This window comes from Zoogloea sp., assembly GCF_023150065.1.
GTDB lineage: Bacteria > Pseudomonadota > Gammaproteobacteria > Burkholderiales > Rhodocyclaceae > Zoogloea.
Genome location: NZ_JAKLLN010000019.1, coordinates 35,312 through 51,154, shown reverse-complemented (window position 1 = coordinate 51,154; position 15,843 = coordinate 35,312). Strand labels below are relative to the sequence as shown.

The following is a 15,843-nucleotide window of genomic DNA, read 5'->3' as shown; positions in this document are numbered from 1 at the left end:
ATATGGCCGGAATTGTCACGGATCCTGCCGGTTTTGTTGCCCATGTAATGCTGCCGGCCATCCGCCCTACCTTGAAGGGCCAGTCCGTTCCCACTGATGGGAGGCATGCTAGGGCACATCGGGCCCTGGTGGAATCAAGAAGTCTTGAGGGTATGTAGTTGAATGACTACATTAAAATCTCGGCCTTCTTGTAATAGTTCAGTGCTTTCGCGGGTTTTTGTGCGTAAATGCCGGCGATCAATGAAAGGACGGCCGAGCCCTGGCTCAGAGCCGTTTTCGATGAAGAGAGGGACGTATTTTGAGCATCCCGTCAGCCCCCATGCCGCGCGCCCCGACCCCGCCGCGCCATGATGTGACATGTGACGGATATCAGGTTGTGGAGGCCCTGCCGAATCCGGTGGCCTTGATCGAGTCCGACGGCAGCATCGTCTGTGTCAATCAGGCGTGGCGCCAGTTTTCGCGGAATAACGGAGGCGCCCTGGCCACTGAGGAGTGTGCCGGCCAGAATTACTTCGACGTGTGCGGGCGGGCGGGGGCCGACGAGGTGCTGGCGGGCTTGCTTGCCGTGCTCGAGGGGCGGCAGGGCCGCTTCGAGTTCGAGTATCCCTGCCACTCGGCGGAGCAGGCCCGGTGGTTCATGCTGCAGGCCGTTCCCCTCGGCGCCGCAACGGGGCGCCTGTTGCTGATGCACGTGGACATCAGCTCGCGCAAGCTGGCCGAGCTGTCCCAGCAGGCCAAGTGCGCACTGCTGCAGCAGACCCTCGACACCGTCGAGACCCTCATCGTGTCCCTCGACCGGGACGGGCGGGTGAACAGTATCAACCGTTGCGGTGCCCGGGTGCTGGGCCGGCCCGCTGCGGAGATTGTCGGGTGTTCGTGGTTTGCCAGCTGTCTGCCCCAGCCCGAGGGCATGACCCGGGTCTTTCCGGTGTTCCGGCAGATCATGGAGGGTCGCCTGGAGGCGGTGGAGTACTTCGAGAACGAGATCCTCACGCAGGACGGCGCCCGCCGTCTGATCGCCTGGCACAACGCCTACCTGAAGGATGCGGATGGCCAGATCATCGGCACCCTGAGTGCCGGCAACGATGTGACCCTGAAGCAGGCGCTGGAGGCGGCCCTGCGGCGCAAGGCCGATCTGGCCGACCGGCTGAAGAGCATCGCGGCCACGGTGCCGGGTGCGATCTTCGCCTTCTGCATGCATCCCGACGGGGCCTGTTCCTTCCCCTACATCGATGGTCGGGAGCTCGAGGCGCTGGGGTTCTCGGCGGAAGACTTTGTTGTCGATGCCTCGCCCCTGGTCCGCATGATCCACCCCGACGACATCGTCGCCGTGGGCGATGACATCCGCGCCTCGGCCCGGGCCCTGCAGCCCTGGCACGGCCAGTTCCGTATCCACCACCCCCATCTCGGCCTGCGCTGGATCGAGGGCAATGCCATCCCCCAGGCCGGCGCCGATGGCAGCGTGCTGTGGCATGGCTATCTCTCGGATGCCACCGAGCGCATCGAGGCGATCCGTCGCCTCGAGCAGTCCCATGCGCAGATCCAGGCTCTGGTGGCCCACATGGAAGTGGTGCGGGAGGAGGAGCGGACCCGCATCGCCCGGGAGCTCCACGACGAGCTTGGCCAGACCCTCACCGCGATCCGCATGAACCTGCGCCAGCTCGGGCGCCTGGCGGGCGCCGGCAATACCGGGATGCACGAGCGGATCGACGCGGTGGAGGCCATTGTCGAGGATGCCATGCTGTCGGTGCGGCGCATCTCCCAGGAGCTGCATCCGCGCATCCTCGACACCCTGGGGCTGGGTGGTGCCATCGAGTGGGAGGCCGGGGAGTTCCGCAAACGCATGGGCATCCGGTGCCGTTGTGCGGTGCCGGCGGATGACATTCCCCTCTCCGAGAGCGCCAAGACCCACATCTATCGCCTGTTTCAGGAGGCCATGACCAACATCTCCCGGCATGCCCGGGCCACCGCGGTGGAGGTGGCCCTGGACTGGGACGGCACGGCCCTGACCCTGCAGGTCTCCGACAACGGGGTAGGCATCCGCGGTGAAGCCCTGGTGGGCAACACCCTCGGCCTCACCGGCATGAAGGAGCGCGCGGCCCAGATCGGCGGGGGGCTCACCATCAGCACAGCTCCCGTGGTCAAGGGCACCTGCGTGGCCCTGCGCGTGCCCCTTGCCGCCGGCAGCGGGAGGACAAGGGCATGAACCTGCTGATCGTGGATGACCACCCCCTCATCCGCCAGGGCCTGGCTCAGGTGCTGCTGCCCGGCCAGGGTTTCGTGATCCGCCACGAAGCCCGCACTGCGGCCGAGGCCCTGGACTACCTGCGCAACGAGCACTACGACGTGGTGGTGCTGGACATCAACCTGCCGGACCAGAACGGGCTCGAGCTGACCAAGCAGTTCCGCAGCTTCAATCGCCACACCCCGGTGCTCATCCTCAGCATGCTGCCCGAGGAGAGCCTGGCGGTGCGCAGCATCAAGGCCGGAGCCGATGGCTACGTGAGCAAGGAGAGCCCGCCGGAAACCCTCATCGAGGCCCTGCGCAAGCTGGCCCGGGGGCGCAAGCATTTCTCCCCGGAGCTGCTCTACCGGGTTGCCCAGGGTGCCGCCGACCAGTCGGTCAGCGCCGCCCACGAGAAACTCTCCAACCGGGAATACCAGGTGATGTGCCTGCTGGCGGGGGGCAAGTCGATTGCCGGCATCGCCGAGCAGCTCGAGCTCAGCCCCAACACCATCAGCACCTACCGCGCCCGCATCCTGGAAAAGCTGGAGATGGAGAGCAACGCCGACCTGACCCGCTACGCCATCGCCAACCAGCTGATCTGAGCCTGCCGGGGCCTCAGTAGCCCAGCGCCCGCCCGATGAAGTTCTTCGGCACGCGGGCCTTGGGCACCCGCACATCGAACCAGCTGCGCACATCTTCGTCCAGGCCGATGCCGTGCATGTAGTTGTAGAGCGCCTTGTTGAGGGCCACGCCCAGCGCGTCGTGGTCCACCCCGGTGGGGTCGATGAAGCCCACGTCGTTCTTGGCGAAGCGGATCGGCGGCAGGGGTTTGAGCTTGACGCCGTACTCGTCGGGGTTCTGGCCCACCGGCGAGTGCACGGTGCACACGAAGCGGTGGAAGAAGCCCGACTGGATGCAGCCCGCGTCGAAGAGCTGGCGCACGTATTCCAGCGCGTCCACGGTGTCCTGCACGGTCTGGGTGGGGAAGCCGTACATCAGGTAGGCATGCACCAGGATGCCGGCGTCGCTGAAGCCCTTGGTGACCCGCGCCACCTGATCCACCGACACGCCCTTTTTCATCAGCTTGAGCAGCCGGTCCGAGGCCACCTCCAGGCCGCCGGAGATGGCGATGCAGCCGCTGTCGGCCAGCTGCTGGCACAGCTCGGGGGTGAAGGATTTCTCGAAGCGGATGTTGCCCCACCACGAGATCGCCCGGTTGCGCCGGGCCAGCTCGTCAGCCAGGGCCTTGAGCACCTTGGGCGGGGCGGCCTCGTCCACAAAGTGAAATCCGGTCTGGCCGGTCTCGGCCACGATGGCCTCGATGCGGTCCACCAGCAGGTCGGCGCCGGCGGCGTCGTAGCGGCCGATGTAGTCGAGGCTTACGTCGCAGAAGCTGCATTTCTTCCAGTAGCAGCCGTGGGCCACGGTGAGCTTGTTCCAGCGCCCGTCCGACCACATGCGGTGCATGGGGTTGAGCATGTCGAGGATGGACAGGTAGCCGTCCAGGGGCAGGCCGTCCCAGGTGGGGGTGCCGACCTCGGCAAAGGGCACGTCGGGCTCGGCCAGGTTGATGTAGCGCACCTGGCCCTCCTCGCGCACATAGGTGCGCACCAGGCGTGAGCGCCCGCGCTTGCCGGCCAGGTGCTCCAGCAGGGCCAGCAGGGGGCGCTCGCCGTCGTCCAGGGTGATGTAGTCGAAGTAGTCGAAGACCCGCGGCTCGGCGAGCTCACGCAGTTCGGTGTTCACAAAGCCGCCGCCCAGCACGGTGACGATGGCCGGGTGGTGGGCCTTGAGGGTCTGGGCGATGCGGAAGGCGGCGTACACCGAGCCGGGGAAGGGCACCGACAGCAGCACCACCTGGGGCTGATGGCGCGCGATGGCCTCGCGGGTGAGGGCCTCGAGGGTGTCATCCACCAGGGTCGGGGGCGCCGCCAGGGCCGTGGCCAGGGGCTCGAAGCTGGGCTGGGCCATGGCCAGGGATTCGGCGTAGCGCACGAACTCGAAGCGCGGGTCGCCGGCCTCGCGCAGCACATCGGCCAGGTCGTTGAGGTAGAGGGTGGCCAGGTGGCGGGCCTTGTCCTGCACGCCCAGGGCGCCGAAGGCCCAGGCCAGCGGGTCGCCGCCATCCGGGTCGTAGTAGGCGTCCAGCGAGGCAAAGCGAGGCCCCTCGGGCAGAAAGGCGCGGCTGGCGATGCGGTGGGCCAGGGTCGGGTCGCGCCCCTGCAGGAAGGCGATGGCCGGGGCGATGGTGGCCCGGTAGCGGTCGAAGGCGGCCTCGAAGGTCTGCAGGGTGGCCGAGCGCTTCTTGCCAGGGAGCGCCCGGGCCCGCTCGCGCAGGGCTTCCAGCCCCGTGGGCGAGAACAGGGTGAGGACCAGCCGCAGGGCCAGGTCGTCCTGTACCGCGTCCACGCCCCGGCTGCGCAGAAAGCCGGTGAGATAGGCGGTGGACGGGTAGGGCGTGTTGAGCTGCGTCATCGGCGGGATGAGCGACAGCACGCGGGGCGCGGCCCGGGATGTAGCCGGAGCGCCGCTGGTTTTGGTCATGGTGGTTTCCGGCCCACAGGCCTGAAGGGGTGAGGCCGGAATGATAGCGGGGATGGCCCGCCGGGCCGAGCCCCCGATCGGGCCCGGGTCGCTCAGGCTGCGACGACCCGGTTGCGCCCGGTCTCCTTGGCTGCGTAGAGGGCCCGGTCGGCCCGTTCGATGATGCGTTGGTAGTCCGGGTGCCCGTCGTTCACGGCAATGCCGATGCTGATGGTCACGCGCAGGTTCTGGCTCGCGGCCAGGGGAACCTCCATCTCGGCGATGCGCTGGCGGATCTTGTCGGCGACGTTTCTGGCCTGCTCCTCGTCGATGGCGGCCAGCACCACGAGGAACTCCTCCCCACCGTAGCGAAACACGAAGTCGCCGCCCCGCACCTGGTTCATGAGCTGCCCGGCCACATGCTGCAGCACCCGGTCGCCGGCATCGTGGCCGTGCTCATCGTTGACCCGCTTGAAGTGGTCGATGTCGAGCATCAGAACGCAGAACTGGCTGTCGGAGCGGCGCGACAGGCTGATCTCGCGCTTCAGGATGGAGGGCAGGAAGCGCCGGTTGAAGAGCTGGGTGAGCACGTCCCGGCCCACGTCCAGGTCCACCAGGCGGTCGAACATGGAGCGTAGAAGGAACTTGATCTGGTCCACCTCCACCAGCACCGCCTTGGCCAGCGCACGATTGGTGTCGGAGTGCAGATCCTTGTCGCGGCCGAACACCAGCTGCGGAAAAAGGGACTGGTCGATGCGCTCGACACATTCGCCGATCAGGGGCAGCTCGCGGGTTTCGTCAAAGAGCAGCGGGGCCTTGTGGTAGAGCCACAGGCCGAACTCAGAGTCCTTCAGGCTGGGGATGTCGTCGAAGGACGAGCCGGCCGCCAGCATGCGGTAGAAGCGGGCCTCCCATTCCAGGACGGCCACCGACTGCTTCTCCCGCTCCAGGGCCAGGTCGCGCCCGGCGGCGAACATGCGGTAGGCCTCGTCGGTGCGCACCCCGCGCTCGGACGACAGCATGAAGGCGGCGCTCATCTCTTCGAAGGCCACGTCGGTGAGGCGGTCCACGTAAAGCACGGCATTGACCAGCTCGGTGCGGTCGAGGGGCGTGTCGAGCAGGCGGGTGTTGATCTCGTGCTTGAGCAGGCGCAGGCCCCGGGCCACCAGGTTGACGGGGATCTGGGCCCGGGCATGGACTTCACCTACGTGGCGCTGCAGGGCCAGGGCGGCGGCCAGCTCCTCTACGCTGCGGTGCTGGAAGAGCACCTCCAGCCAGCGCTGCAGGCCGGGCTTGAGGCGGGCTTCGACCGTGGTGACGGAGAGGAAGGGTTTGGCCCCTTCGTCCTGAAGCATGTAGGTGTAGAAGGCGGCGGCCAGGTCGGCCTTGTCACGCTGGATGATGCGGGCGACGGCGTCGCGGATGGTGTCGGAGCAGGTTTCGGAAAGGATCTGCCAGGTCTGGCTGGCCAGTCGTGAGCTCTGCGGCATGGGGGCCCTCCCTTGGAATTATTGTTGTTGGACGCCCAAAATAAGGGCTAGCACCCCGGCCCCGCAAGGCGTAAAAGCCCATTTTGGGTAGTCCGGCCAGGGCTGTGACGCGCAAATATCCGCATGGTCTAGCTGCGGCTTGCCCGGTGCCGGTAGTACAGACCCGCCGCCACCGTCAGCAGGCCGCACAGAACCAAGGTCGGGCGCACGCCGAAGGCATGGGCGAGGCTGCCCACCGCAAAGCTTCCCAGCGGCGCCACGCCGAGAAAGGCCATGGTGAACAGGGCCATCACCCGACCCCGGAAGGCGTTGTCCACCCGGGTCTGGATCAGCGTGTTGCTGCCCGCCACGGTGACGATGATGACGAGGCCCAGGGCCAGCAGCACCGGCATCGCCATCCACAGGGCCGGTGACAGGGCGAACAGCGCCACGCAGACGCCCACCGCCGGCGCCGCCAGGGCCACCTTGCGGGTCAGGCCGGAGGTGTCCTGGCGGCTGGCCAGATAGGCGCTGCCGAGCAGCGAGCCGGCCCCCGAGCAGCCCAGCAGCAGCCCGTACAGGCGCGCATCGCCGCCGAAAATCTCCCGGGCGAAGAGCGGCATCAGCACCACGTAGGGCGCCGCCAGAAAGCTGACGGTGGCCACCAGCAGCAGCGAGGCGCGGATCTCCGCCTGCCCGGCGGCGTAGGCCAGGCCCTCGTGCAGGGCCTGGAGCGGCGGCGCGGGGGGCTTGCGCGCCTCCCCGGCCGGCAGGCGGATGGCCAGCAGCGCCAGCAGCACCGCCAGATAGGACAGGCCGTTGAGCAGGAAGCACACCGCCTCGCCGGCCAGCGCCACCACAAAGCCGGCCAGGCTCGGGCCGACAAAGCGCGCCGCGTTCATCAGGAAGGAGTTGAGGGCGATGGCGTTGGGCAGGTCGGCCTTGTCGTCCACCAGTTGCACCGCGATGGCCTGGCGGGTCGGCACGTCCAGCGCATTGATCAGGCCCAGCCCGAAGGCCAGCGCAATCAGGTGCGCCGGCGTGGCGCTGCCCTGCCAGGCCAGAAGCGCCAGCCCCAGGGCCTGCACCATGGACAGGGCCTGGGTGGCCAGCAGCAGGCGGCGTTTGTCGAAGCGGTCGGTGATCACCCCGCCGATGGCGCTGAAGACCAGGATCGGGAACTGGCTGGCAAAGCCCACCGTGCCCAGCACCAGCGCCGACCCGGTGAGCCGGTAGGCCAGCCACACCATGGCCACCTGCTGCATCCAGGTGCCCGCCAGAGAGATCAGCTGGCCGGCGAAGTAGATGCGGTAATTGCGGGAGTTGAGGGCGCGGAGGATGGGCGGCATGGAATGCATCGGAGCAGGCGGATGGCCGAAGGTAGCCCGGCTGGCGGACGAAGGAAAGCCCGACGCCCCCGCGTGTCCGTCACCCTGCCCATGCTATCGTTCCCGGGCCCATCCTTTTGACATGCACAGGGAGATTTCCATGCAGTGGTATCTGAAAGCACTCAAGCAGTACGCCGACTTCAAGGGGCGCGCCCAGCGCAAGGAATACTGGATGTTCACCCTCTTCAACCTGATCATCATGATCGTGCTGCAGCTGGTGGGCGGCGGCGGCGAAGGCGGCCTGGGCGACGTGCTGTCGGGCATCTACAGCCTCGGCGTGCTGCTGCCCAGCGTCGGCGTGACGGTACGCCGCCTCCACGACATCGGCAAATCCGGCTGGTGGGCCCTGCTGATGCTGGTGCCCCTGATCGGCGCGCTGGTGCTGATCTACTTTGCCGTGCAGGACAGCCAGGCGGGGAGTAACGAGTATGGGGTGAATCCGAAGGGGCTCCCCGCCTGAGATGGGAGCGTGCTTGCATCGTATCCCGGCTGATCTTGGGGAGGCGTTCAACCCCAGCCCACCCGCTCCCCCATCACATGCGTCGCCACCACGCATCGCTCATCCCCCAGAATCATCAGCGCGAACAGCCTTTCGGCGAGGCGGGTGGTGGTGTCCATGCGCCAGGCCAGTTCGGGCGAGGCGGTCCAGTCGAGGACGGTGAAGTCGGCTTCGCGGCCGGGCTGGAAGTTGCCGATGTGGTCGTCCAGGTAGAGGGCGCGGGCGCCGCCCAGGGTGGCGAGGTACCAGCCGCGCATGGCGGATAGCGGGGTGCCGTGGATCTGGCTGGCCTCGTAGGCCTGGCCGAGGGTGCGGATCAGGCTGAAGCCGGTGCCGCCGCCCACGTCGGTGGCGAGGCCCACGCGCAGGCCGGCGGCGGTGCTGGCGGCGTAGTCGAAGGCGCCGCTGCCGAGGAAGAAGTTGGAGGTGGGGCAGAAGGCGGCGGCGGCGCCGCTGGCGGCCATCTCGCGGCGTTCGGCGTCGGAGAGGTGGATGCAGTGGCCGTAGATCGTCCGCGGGGCGAGCAGGCCGTAGTGGGCATAGACGTCCAGGTAGCTGCTGCGCTCGGGGAAGAGCTGCCGCACCCAGTCGATCTCGGCGCGGTTTTCGGCCAGGTGGGTCTGCAGGTGCAGGTCGGGGCGGGACGCAAAGAGTTCGCCGGTGGCCTGCAGCTGTTCGCGGGTGGAGGTGGGGGCGAAGCGCGGGGTCAGGGTGTAGCCCAGGCGGCCTTTGCCGTGCCAGCGTTCGATCAGGGCCTGGCTGTCGGCGCGGCCCGATTCGGCGGTGTCCTGCAGGGTGTCGGGGCAGTTGCGGTCCATCAGCACCTTGCCGCACAGCATGCGCAGGTTTTTGGCGTCGGCCGCCCGGAAGAAGGCGTCCACCGAGTGGGCATGGACGGTGGCAAAGACGGATGCGGTGGTGGTGCCGTGGGCGAGCAGGCGATCCACCACGAAGTTGGCGGTCTTCTCGGCCACGGAATAGTCGGCAAAGCGCGCTTCGGCGGGGAAGGTGTAGTCGTTGAGCCAGTCCAGCAGCTGGCGCCCGTAGGAGCCGATCACGCCGGCCTGGGGGTAGTGGATGTGGGTGTCCACCAGGCCGGGCAGTACCAGCTTGCCCCGGTAGTCATGAAATGCCGCCGCGTCGCGCACGTCCGGCGGCATGTTGGCGCGGAGGGCGGCCCAGGGGCCGACGGCGTGGATGTGGCCGTTGGTGATCCACAGGGCGCCGTCGTCGAAGAACTCCCAGGCGCTCGGGTCGTCCGCCGGGCCGGGGTCGTTCAGGTAGTGGAGGATCTGGCCGCGGACCAGGATGTGGGTGTCGGGCATGGGCTTCACAGGGCTTCGGCCAGCTGGCGGGCAAGGTGGTTATGGTGGTGGACCACGCGGCCCAGGTCCACCGTCTGCAGGGTGCCGTCCACCACCACCGGGCGGCCGTTGATGAGGCTCAGGTCCACGCGCTCCGGCGCGCAGAACACCAGGGCGGCCACCGGGTCGTGCACGGCGCCGCCGGAGAGGGCCAGGGTGTCGGCGCGGAAGGCGATCAGGTCGGCGCTCATGCCAGGGGCGAGGGCGCCGATGTCGTCCCGGCCCAGCACCCGGGCGCCGCCCAGGGTGGCCAGCTCCAGGGCCTGGCGGGCGTTCATGGCCGCCGGGCCGTGGCCGACCCGGGCCAGCAGCATGGCCTGGCGGGCTTCGCCGAGCAGGTCGGCGCCGTCGTTGGAGGCGGAGCCGTCCACCCCCAGGCCCACCGCCACGCCGGCCGCACGCAGGGCCGGGATGGGGGCGATGCCCGAGGCCAGGCGCATGTTGGAGCAGGGGCAGTGGGCCACGCCGGTGCCGGTGCGGGCAAACAGGGCGATGCCGGCGTCGTCGAGCTTGACGCAGTGGGCGTGCCACACATCGGGCCCCACCCAGCCCAGGCTCTCGGCGTATTCCGCTGGGGTCATGCCGAAGCGCGCGCGGCTGTAGGCCACGTCGTTGTCGTTCTCGGCCAGGTGGGTGTGCAGCGACACCCCGTAGCTGCGCGCCAGTGCGGCCGATTCGCGCATCAGCTCGGTGCTCACCGAGAAGGGCGAGCAGGGCGCCAGGGCCACCCGCAGCATGGCGTGGCGGGCCGGGTCGTGCCAGGTCTCGATGAGGCGGCGGCTGTCGGCGAGGATGTCGGCTTCGTCTTCCACCAGATGATCCGGCGGCAGGCCCCCCGCCGAGCGCCCCACGCTCATGCTGCCCCGGCAGGCATGGAAGCGCATGCCGATCTCCCGGGCCGCCTCGATGCTGTCGTCCAGCCGGCTGCCGTTGGGGTAGAGGTAGAGGTGGTCGGACGAGGTGGTGCAGCCCGACAGGATCAGCTCGGCCATGGCGGTGAGGGTGGAGGCGCGGATCATCTCGGGCGTCAGCCCGCCCCACAGGGGGTAGAGGGTCTGCAGCCAGCCGAACAGCTCGGCGTCCTGGGCCCCGGGCACGGCGCGGGTCAGGCTCTGGTACATGTGGTGATGGGTGTTCACCAGGCCGGGCAGCACGATGCGGCCGCGCAGGTCGATGATCTCGTTGGCGGTATCAGGGAGCTCGGCCGTGGGGCCGACGGCTTCGATGATGCCGTTGCGGATGAATACCGCGCCGTCGGGGATCTCGCGGCGCTGGGCGTCCATGGTGACGAGGACGTCGGCGTGGTGGAGGAGGAGGGTTTTGTTCATGCTCTTTTGGTTGCCTTTGCTGGGGCGCGTTCCGATTTTTTGCGTGACGTTGGCCGGGTCTCGCCCCGGCGGGCGACCTTCTTCTTTGTTGTACGACAAAGAAGAAGGCAAGAAAACGTACCCCGCTGTCGCGCCCCCTTCGGGGGTTCCCTCCTTCCGGGTCCGTCAGGCGGGGTCTGCGCAAACTCGCCCTGCGGGCTCAAACATGCGCAGCCCTTTTTCCGCCTGCCGAACCCTCCAGTCGGCGCGCCAGAGGGGACAGGAAATGCAGGTGATCAACGGCCAGTGCCCGACTCAATTTCCGCAGGGGCTCGGTGCATCCGAGAAGCCCGCCAGCACAGGCTCAACCCGTAAAAGGTCGAATGAAGTCGACCCCACTGGGAAGAGAGCACCACCACCCTCACGGCATCCACGGCTTCCCCAGCGACGCTGGCAGATTCAGCTGCAGCAGCCGTTTGTCCCGGGAGATCAGCACCAGCACCACCACCGTGGCCAGGTAGGGCAGGGCAGCGAGGAGCTGGACGGGGAGGGCGATGCCCAGGCCCTGGGCGTGGAATTGCAGGATGGTGACGCCGCCGAAGAGCCAGGCGCCGAGCAGCAGGCGGGTGGGGTTCCAGGCGGCGAAGACCACCAGGGCGATGGCGATCCAGCCCCGCCCGGCGACCATGTTCTGCACCCACAGGGGGGTGTACACCGTGGACAGGTAGGCGCCGCCGATGCCGGCCATGGCGCCGCCGAACAGGGTGGCGGCGTAGCGGATGGCGATCACCGGGTAGCCGATGGCGTGGGCGGCGTCGGGGGCCTCGCCCACGGCCTTGAGGATCAGGCCCAGGCGGGTTTTCCTGAGCACCCACCACACCCCGGCAAAGCTCAGCAGGCCCAGGTAGGTGACGGTGTCCTGGTGGAAGAGGACCGGGCCGAGCACCGGGATGTCGGACAGGCCGGGGAGCGCCAGGGGCTGCAGGCCGGGCAGGCTGTAGCTCACGTAGTGCTGGCCGATGAAGGCCGACAGGCCGATGCCGAAGATGGTCAGGGCCAGCCCGCAGGCGGCCTGGTTGGCGGCCATGGACAGGGACAAGATGGCGAAGATCAGGGCCGCCAGGGCGCCGGCGAAGGCACCGGCGGGCAGGCCGGCCAGGGCGCCACCGTCCGAGTGTGCCGCGGCGGCAAAGCCGGCCACCGCGCCGATCAGCATCATGCCCTCGACGCCCAGGTTGATGACGCCGCTACGCTCGGCCACCAGCTCACCCAGGCCGGCAAAGATCAGCGGCGTGGCGGCGGCCAGAGTGCCGGCGAGGACAGGGATCAGGTGTTCGAGCATGGGGCCTCCTGGGGATGCGGGTGTCGGGCGTGTTGGGGGGGGCCGTGCCGGCGTTTCATGCGTAGGCCGGCTTGGGCCGGGGCTTGAGGCGGTAATCGACGAACACGTCGGCGCCCAGCAGGAAGAACAGCAGCATCCCCTGGAACAGGCCGGTGATGGCGGCGGGCAGCTGCAGGGCCACCTGTGCGGCCTCGCCCCCCAGGTAGAGCAGGGCCATCAGCAGGCCGGCCAGCACGATGCCGATGGCGTTGAGCCGGCCCAGGTAGGCCACGATGATGGCGGCGAAGCCATAGCCCGGCGAGATGTTGAGGTTGAGCTGGCCCACCGGCCCCGCCACCTCGCCCACCCCGGCCAGGCCGGCGGTTAGGCCGGACAGCACCAGGCTCAGCCACACCGTGCGATCGGCCGAGAAGCCGGCGTAGCGGGCGGCCGCCGGGGCCAGCCCGCCCACCGTGAGCTGGTAGGCCAGGAAGCTGCGGGAGGTGAAGAACCAGAAGGCCGCCGACGCGAAGGCGGCGATGAGCAGCGAGGCATTGACCCGCATGCCCTCGAACCAGGGGGCAAACAGGGCTGGATCGCCAAACAGGATGGACTGGGGAAAGTTCATGCCCTCCGGGTCGCGCCAGGGGCCATTGACCATGTAGGACAGGGTGAAGGTGGCCACGTAGGCCAGCATCAGGGTGGTGAGGGTCTCCTGGGCGTTGAAGCGGGTGCGCAGCAGGGCCGGGATGGCGCCCCACACTGCGCCGCCGAGGGCTCCGGCCAGCACCATCAGGGGCAGCACCCACCAGGCATCCACCCCGTCGAAGGCGATGGCCACGCCGCCGCCGGCCAGGGCGCCCATGATCAGCTGGCCCTCGGCGCCGATGTTATAGATGCGCGCCCGGAAGCCCACGGCCAGGCCCTGGGCGATGAGGATCAGCGGCCCGGCCTTGACCATCAGTTCGCTCCAGCCGTTGCCGGACGAGAGGGGCTGGATGAAGAACACGCCGAAGGCTTCGACGGGACTCTTGCCCAGGGACAGGAAGAGCAGGGAGCCCACCGCCAGGGTCAGGCCGATGGCGATGAGCGGCGCCAGCAGGCGCATCTGCGGCGACGGGGTGGGGCGGGCTTCAAGCAGCGGCATGGGCGGGCTCCCGGTCGGTGGCATGGGCGTCGGCGAACAGGCCGGACATCTGCAGGCCGATCTTCTCGGCGTTGGTCTGCTGCTTGGGCACGGCCTCGGACAAGCGCCCTTCGGCCAGCACGGCGATGCGGTCGCAGATCTCGAACAGCTCTTCGAGCTCTTCGGAGATCACCAGGATGGCCACACCGCTGCGTGACAGGTCGATGAGGGTCTGGCGCAGGAAGGCGGCGGCCCCCACGTCCACCCCCCAGGTGGGCTGGGCGACCACCATGGCGATGGGCTGCTGCATGATCTCGCGGCCGACGATGAACTTCTGCAGGTTGCCGCCGGACAGGCTGCGCGCGGCGGCACCGGGCCCGCCGCAGCGCACGTCGAAGCGTTCGATGCAGGTCTTGGCAAAGGCCCAGGCGGCTTTGGGGCGCAGCAGGCCGCGCTTGACCAGGCCCTGGCCGTGGGCTGACAGGGTGGCGTTGTCGGCCAGGCTCATGGGCGGTACGGCACCCCGGCCCAGGCGCTCTTCGGGCACGAAGGCCAGGCCCTGGGCGCGGCGCCGGCCGGCGTCCAGGTGGCCCACCGGGGTGCCGGCCAGGCTCACCGTGCCGGCGGGGCCGGTGGTCTCGCCCGACAGGGCCGCCAGCAGCTCGGCCTGACCGTTGCCGGAGATGCCGGCGATGCCGAGGATCTCGCCCCGGCGCACCTCCAGGGCGATGTCCTTGAGGGCGGTGCCGAAGGGGTCGTCAGGGATGTGGGAAAGGCCGCGGACGCTGAGCACCGGCGTGGCCTCGCCGGTGAAGGCGGGCACCGCGCACACCGGCAGCTCGCGGCCGATCATCATGCGCGCCAGGCTGGCCGGCGTCTCGCGCGATGGGGTGGCGGTGCCGGTGACCTTGCCGCCGCGCATCACCGTGGCGCTGTGGCACAGGCTCTGGATCTCGTGCAGCTTGTGGCTGATGTAGAGGATGCTGACCCCCTCCGACGACAGGCGGCGCAGGGTCTCGAAGAGCTTCTGCACGGCCTGGGGGGTGAGCACCGAGGTGGGCTCGTCGAGGATCAGCAGCTGGGGGGCCTGCAGCAGGCAGCGCACGATCTCGACCCGCTGCCGTTCGCCCACCGACAGGCTGTACACCAGGCGCTGGGGGTCCAGGGGCAGGCCGTAGCGCTGGGACACCTCGCTGACCCGGGCGGCGAGGCCCTTCAGGTCGAAGGGCTCGTCCAGGGCCAGGGCGATGTTCTCCACCACGGTGAGGGTCTCGAACAGGGAGAAATGCTGGAAGACCATGCCGATGCCCAGGCGGCGGGCTTCGGACGGGTTGGCGATGACCACCTCACGCCCGTTCCACTGGATCTGCCCGGCGTCGGCCTGCACCGCGCCGTAGATGATCTTCATCAGGGTGCTCTTGCCGGCGCCGTTCTCGCCGAGCACGGCGTGGATCTCGCCGGGGGCGACCTTGAGGTGGATGCCGTCGTTGGCCACCACGCTGGGGTAGCGCTTGGTGATGCCGGTCAGCTCCAGGCGCGGCAGGCCGTCGGGCGGGCCGCTGAAGGGGGGCGGGGGTGTGCTCACGGGCGGGCTCCGGACAAGAGGAAGGGGGTGATGGCCACCGGACGTGCGGCGCGGGCCACGGCCTGGCGGGCTTCGCGCACCTGCAGCAGCTGGGCCGCCACCGACAGGGCGATGGCGCCGGGCTGCTTGCTGTCGATGCCGGGAATGCCGATGGGGCAGGTCATGTCGGGCAGGCGTTCGGGGGCCAGGCCGCGGGCGATCAGGCGATGTTCGAAACTGGCGCGCTTGGTGCGCGAGCCGATCAGGCCGAAGAAGGCAAAGTCGTGGCGGGTGAGGATGGCCTCGCACAGGCTGAAGTCCAGGCTGTGGTCGTGGGTCAGCACCAGGAAGTAGCTGCCCGCCGGGGCGTCGTAGATCTCGGCGGTGGGGATGTCGGTGCTCACGGTGAAGACGTCCTCGGGGACGTCGGCCGGGAAGATGTCGTCCCGGGTGTCCACCCAGGTGATCCGCGCCCCCAGGGGCGCCAGGGCCCGGACGATGGCCTCGCCCACGTGGCCGGCGCCAAACACGAGCACCGGAAAGTTGCCGGTGGCTACCTGCTGCTCGAACTGCCAGTGGCCGCCATCCGACCAGAAACGGGCCGCCTCGCCCCGCCCGGGGTCGTCGTCGGACAGGGACCACAGGCTGCCCACGTCACCGGACAGCAGGCGACGCTGCAGGGTGCTTCCGGCGGCCACGGCCTCGGCCCGGGTGCGCCACACGGCCGCCTCCGCCACGTCGACGCGCTCCAGGGCCAGCCACACCACGCCGCCGCAGCACTGCCCCAGGGAGGCGCCGAGGGCGAAGCGCATCAGGCGCGGCGCGCCGCCATCCACCAGCAGCTCCCGGGCGGTGGTGCTGGCCAGCCACTCCAGGTGGCCGCCGCCGATGGTGTCGACGGTGCTGGCGCGGCCCACCAGCATGGTGGCGCCGGCCTCGCGGGGGGTGGAGCCGTCGGCCCGCACCACGGTCACCACTACGGCCGGCTGTCCGGCCTCCAGCCAGTTGGCAAGGGTATGCAGCCAGTCGTTCATGGTGACACCTCCAGTTGGGTG

General features: G+C 69.1%; 12 protein-coding genes. 3 read left to right on the top strand and 9 right to left on the bottom strand.

Annotation, left to right across the window (positions count from 1 at the left end; translation table 11 throughout):
* Positions 1-376: 376 nt before the first annotated feature.
* The gene (locus L6Q67_RS18310; RefSeq protein WP_296572877.1) at positions 377-2,206 is read left to right on the top strand and encodes a PAS domain-containing protein; all 1,830 of its coding nucleotides are present in this window, start codon (positions 377-379) and stop codon (positions 2,204-2,206) included.
* Positions 2,203-2,829 (top strand): response regulator transcription factor, encoded by a 627-nt coding sequence (locus L6Q67_RS18305; RefSeq protein WP_296572875.1) that lies wholly within the window; start codon positions 2,203-2,205, stop codon positions 2,827-2,829. Before L6Q67_RS18310 ends, L6Q67_RS18305 begins: the two co-directional genes overlap by 4 nt.
* 13 nt (positions 2,830-2,842) lie before the next feature.
* On the opposite strand, the gene L6Q67_RS18300 is transcribed toward L6Q67_RS18305, so the two are convergent.
* From L6Q67_RS18300 to L6Q67_RS18290, 3 genes are all read right to left on the bottom strand, one after another.
* Positions 2,843-4,771 (bottom strand): radical SAM protein, encoded by a 1,929-nt coding sequence (locus tag L6Q67_RS18300; protein ID WP_296572872.1) that lies wholly within the window; start codon positions 4,769-4,771, stop codon positions 2,843-2,845.
* 92 nt (positions 4,772-4,863) lie between these two features.
* A complete protein-coding gene (locus tag L6Q67_RS18295) occupies positions 4,864-6,240 on the bottom strand; it encodes a GGDEF domain-containing protein (protein ID WP_296572868.1) in 1,377 nt (458 codons plus the stop codon).
* Between the two features lie 128 nt (positions 6,241-6,368).
* Positions 6,369-7,568: an MFS transporter gene (locus L6Q67_RS18290; RefSeq protein ID WP_296572865.1), complete on the bottom strand. Its 1,200-nt coding sequence runs from the start codon at positions 7,566-7,568 to the stop codon at positions 6,369-6,371.
* Positions 7,569-7,707: 139 nt separating this feature from the next.
* Here L6Q67_RS18290 and L6Q67_RS18285 point away from each other — a divergent pair, with 139 nt between their 5' ends.
* Positions 7,708-8,067, top strand: coding sequence for a DUF805 domain-containing protein (locus L6Q67_RS18285; RefSeq protein ID WP_296572862.1), 360 nt, complete (start codon positions 7,708-7,710; stop codon positions 8,065-8,067).
* 47 nt (positions 8,068-8,114) lie between these two features.
* Here the strand turns inward: L6Q67_RS18285 and guaD are convergent, their stop codons facing one another.
* The 6 genes from guaD to xdhC all read right to left on the bottom strand — a co-directional run bounded on the left by guaD (position 8,115) and on the right by xdhC (position 15,822).
* The gene (gene guaD, locus L6Q67_RS18280; protein WP_296572859.1) at positions 8,115-9,431 is read right to left on the bottom strand and encodes a guanine deaminase; all 1,317 of its coding nucleotides are present in this window, start codon (positions 9,429-9,431) and stop codon (positions 8,115-8,117) included.
* A 5-nt stretch (positions 9,432-9,436) separates the two neighbouring features.
* On the bottom strand, positions 9,437-10,798 hold the full coding sequence (locus tag L6Q67_RS18275; RefSeq protein WP_296572856.1) for an 8-oxoguanine deaminase: 1,362 nt from the start codon (positions 10,796-10,798) through the stop codon (positions 9,437-9,439).
* 400 nt (positions 10,799-11,198) lie between these two features.
* Positions 11,199-12,119: an ABC transporter permease gene (locus tag L6Q67_RS18270; RefSeq protein WP_296572854.1), complete on the bottom strand. Its 921-nt coding sequence runs from the start codon at positions 12,117-12,119 to the stop codon at positions 11,199-11,201.
* A gap of 55 nt (positions 12,120-12,174) precedes the next feature.
* Positions 12,175-13,245: an ABC transporter permease gene (locus tag L6Q67_RS18265; protein WP_296572851.1), complete on the bottom strand. Its 1,071-nt coding sequence runs from the start codon at positions 13,243-13,245 to the stop codon at positions 12,175-12,177.
* Positions 13,232-14,809 carry an ABC transporter ATP-binding protein gene (locus L6Q67_RS18260; protein ID WP_296572848.1) on the bottom strand — a complete coding sequence of 526 codons (1,578 nt, stop codon included), beginning with the start codon at positions 14,807-14,809 and terminating at the stop codon, positions 13,232-13,234. The genes L6Q67_RS18265 and L6Q67_RS18260 overlap by 14 nt, the downstream gene beginning before the upstream one ends.
* Positions 14,806-15,822: a xanthine dehydrogenase accessory protein XdhC gene (xdhC, locus tag L6Q67_RS18255; RefSeq protein WP_296572845.1), complete on the bottom strand. Its 1,017-nt coding sequence runs from the start codon at positions 15,820-15,822 to the stop codon at positions 14,806-14,808. The genes L6Q67_RS18260 and xdhC overlap by 4 nt, the downstream gene beginning before the upstream one ends.
* Positions 15,823-15,843 lie beyond the last annotated feature (21 nt).

Bases quoted from the DNA above. Each gene is read 5' to 3' on its own strand.
- L6Q67_RS18305 (WP_296572875.1), top strand. From the start codon at position 2,203: ATGAACCTGCTGATCGTGGATGACCACCCCCTCATCCGCCAGGGCCTG.
- L6Q67_RS18300 (WP_296572872.1), bottom strand. From the start codon at position 4,771: ATGACCAAAACCAGCGGCGCTCCGGCTACATCCCGGGCCGCGCCCCGC.
- L6Q67_RS18295 (WP_296572868.1), bottom strand. From the start codon at position 6,240: ATGCCGCAGAGCTCACGACTGGCCAGCCAGACCTGGCAGATCCTTTCC.
- L6Q67_RS18290 (WP_296572865.1), bottom strand. From the start codon at position 7,568: ATGCCGCCCATCCTCCGCGCCCTCAACTCCCGCAATTACCGCATCTAC.
- L6Q67_RS18285 (WP_296572862.1), top strand. From the start codon at position 7,708: ATGCAGTGGTATCTGAAAGCACTCAAGCAGTACGCCGACTTCAAGGGG.
- guaD (WP_296572859.1), bottom strand. From the start codon at position 9,431: ATGCCCGACACCCACATCCTGGTCCGCGGCCAGATCCTCCACTACCTG.
- L6Q67_RS18275 (WP_296572856.1), bottom strand. From the start codon at position 10,798: ATGAACAAAACCCTCCTCCTCCACCACGCCGACGTCCTCGTCACCATG.
- L6Q67_RS18270 (WP_296572854.1), bottom strand. From the start codon at position 12,119: ATGCTCGAACACCTGATCCCTGTCCTCGCCGGCACTCTGGCCGCCGCC.
- L6Q67_RS18265 (WP_296572851.1), bottom strand. From the start codon at position 13,245: ATGCCGCTGCTTGAAGCCCGCCCCACCCCGTCGCCGCAGATGCGCCTG.
- xdhC (WP_296572845.1), bottom strand. From the start codon at position 15,822: ATGAACGACTGGCTGCATACCCTTGCCAACTGGCTGGAGGCCGGACAG.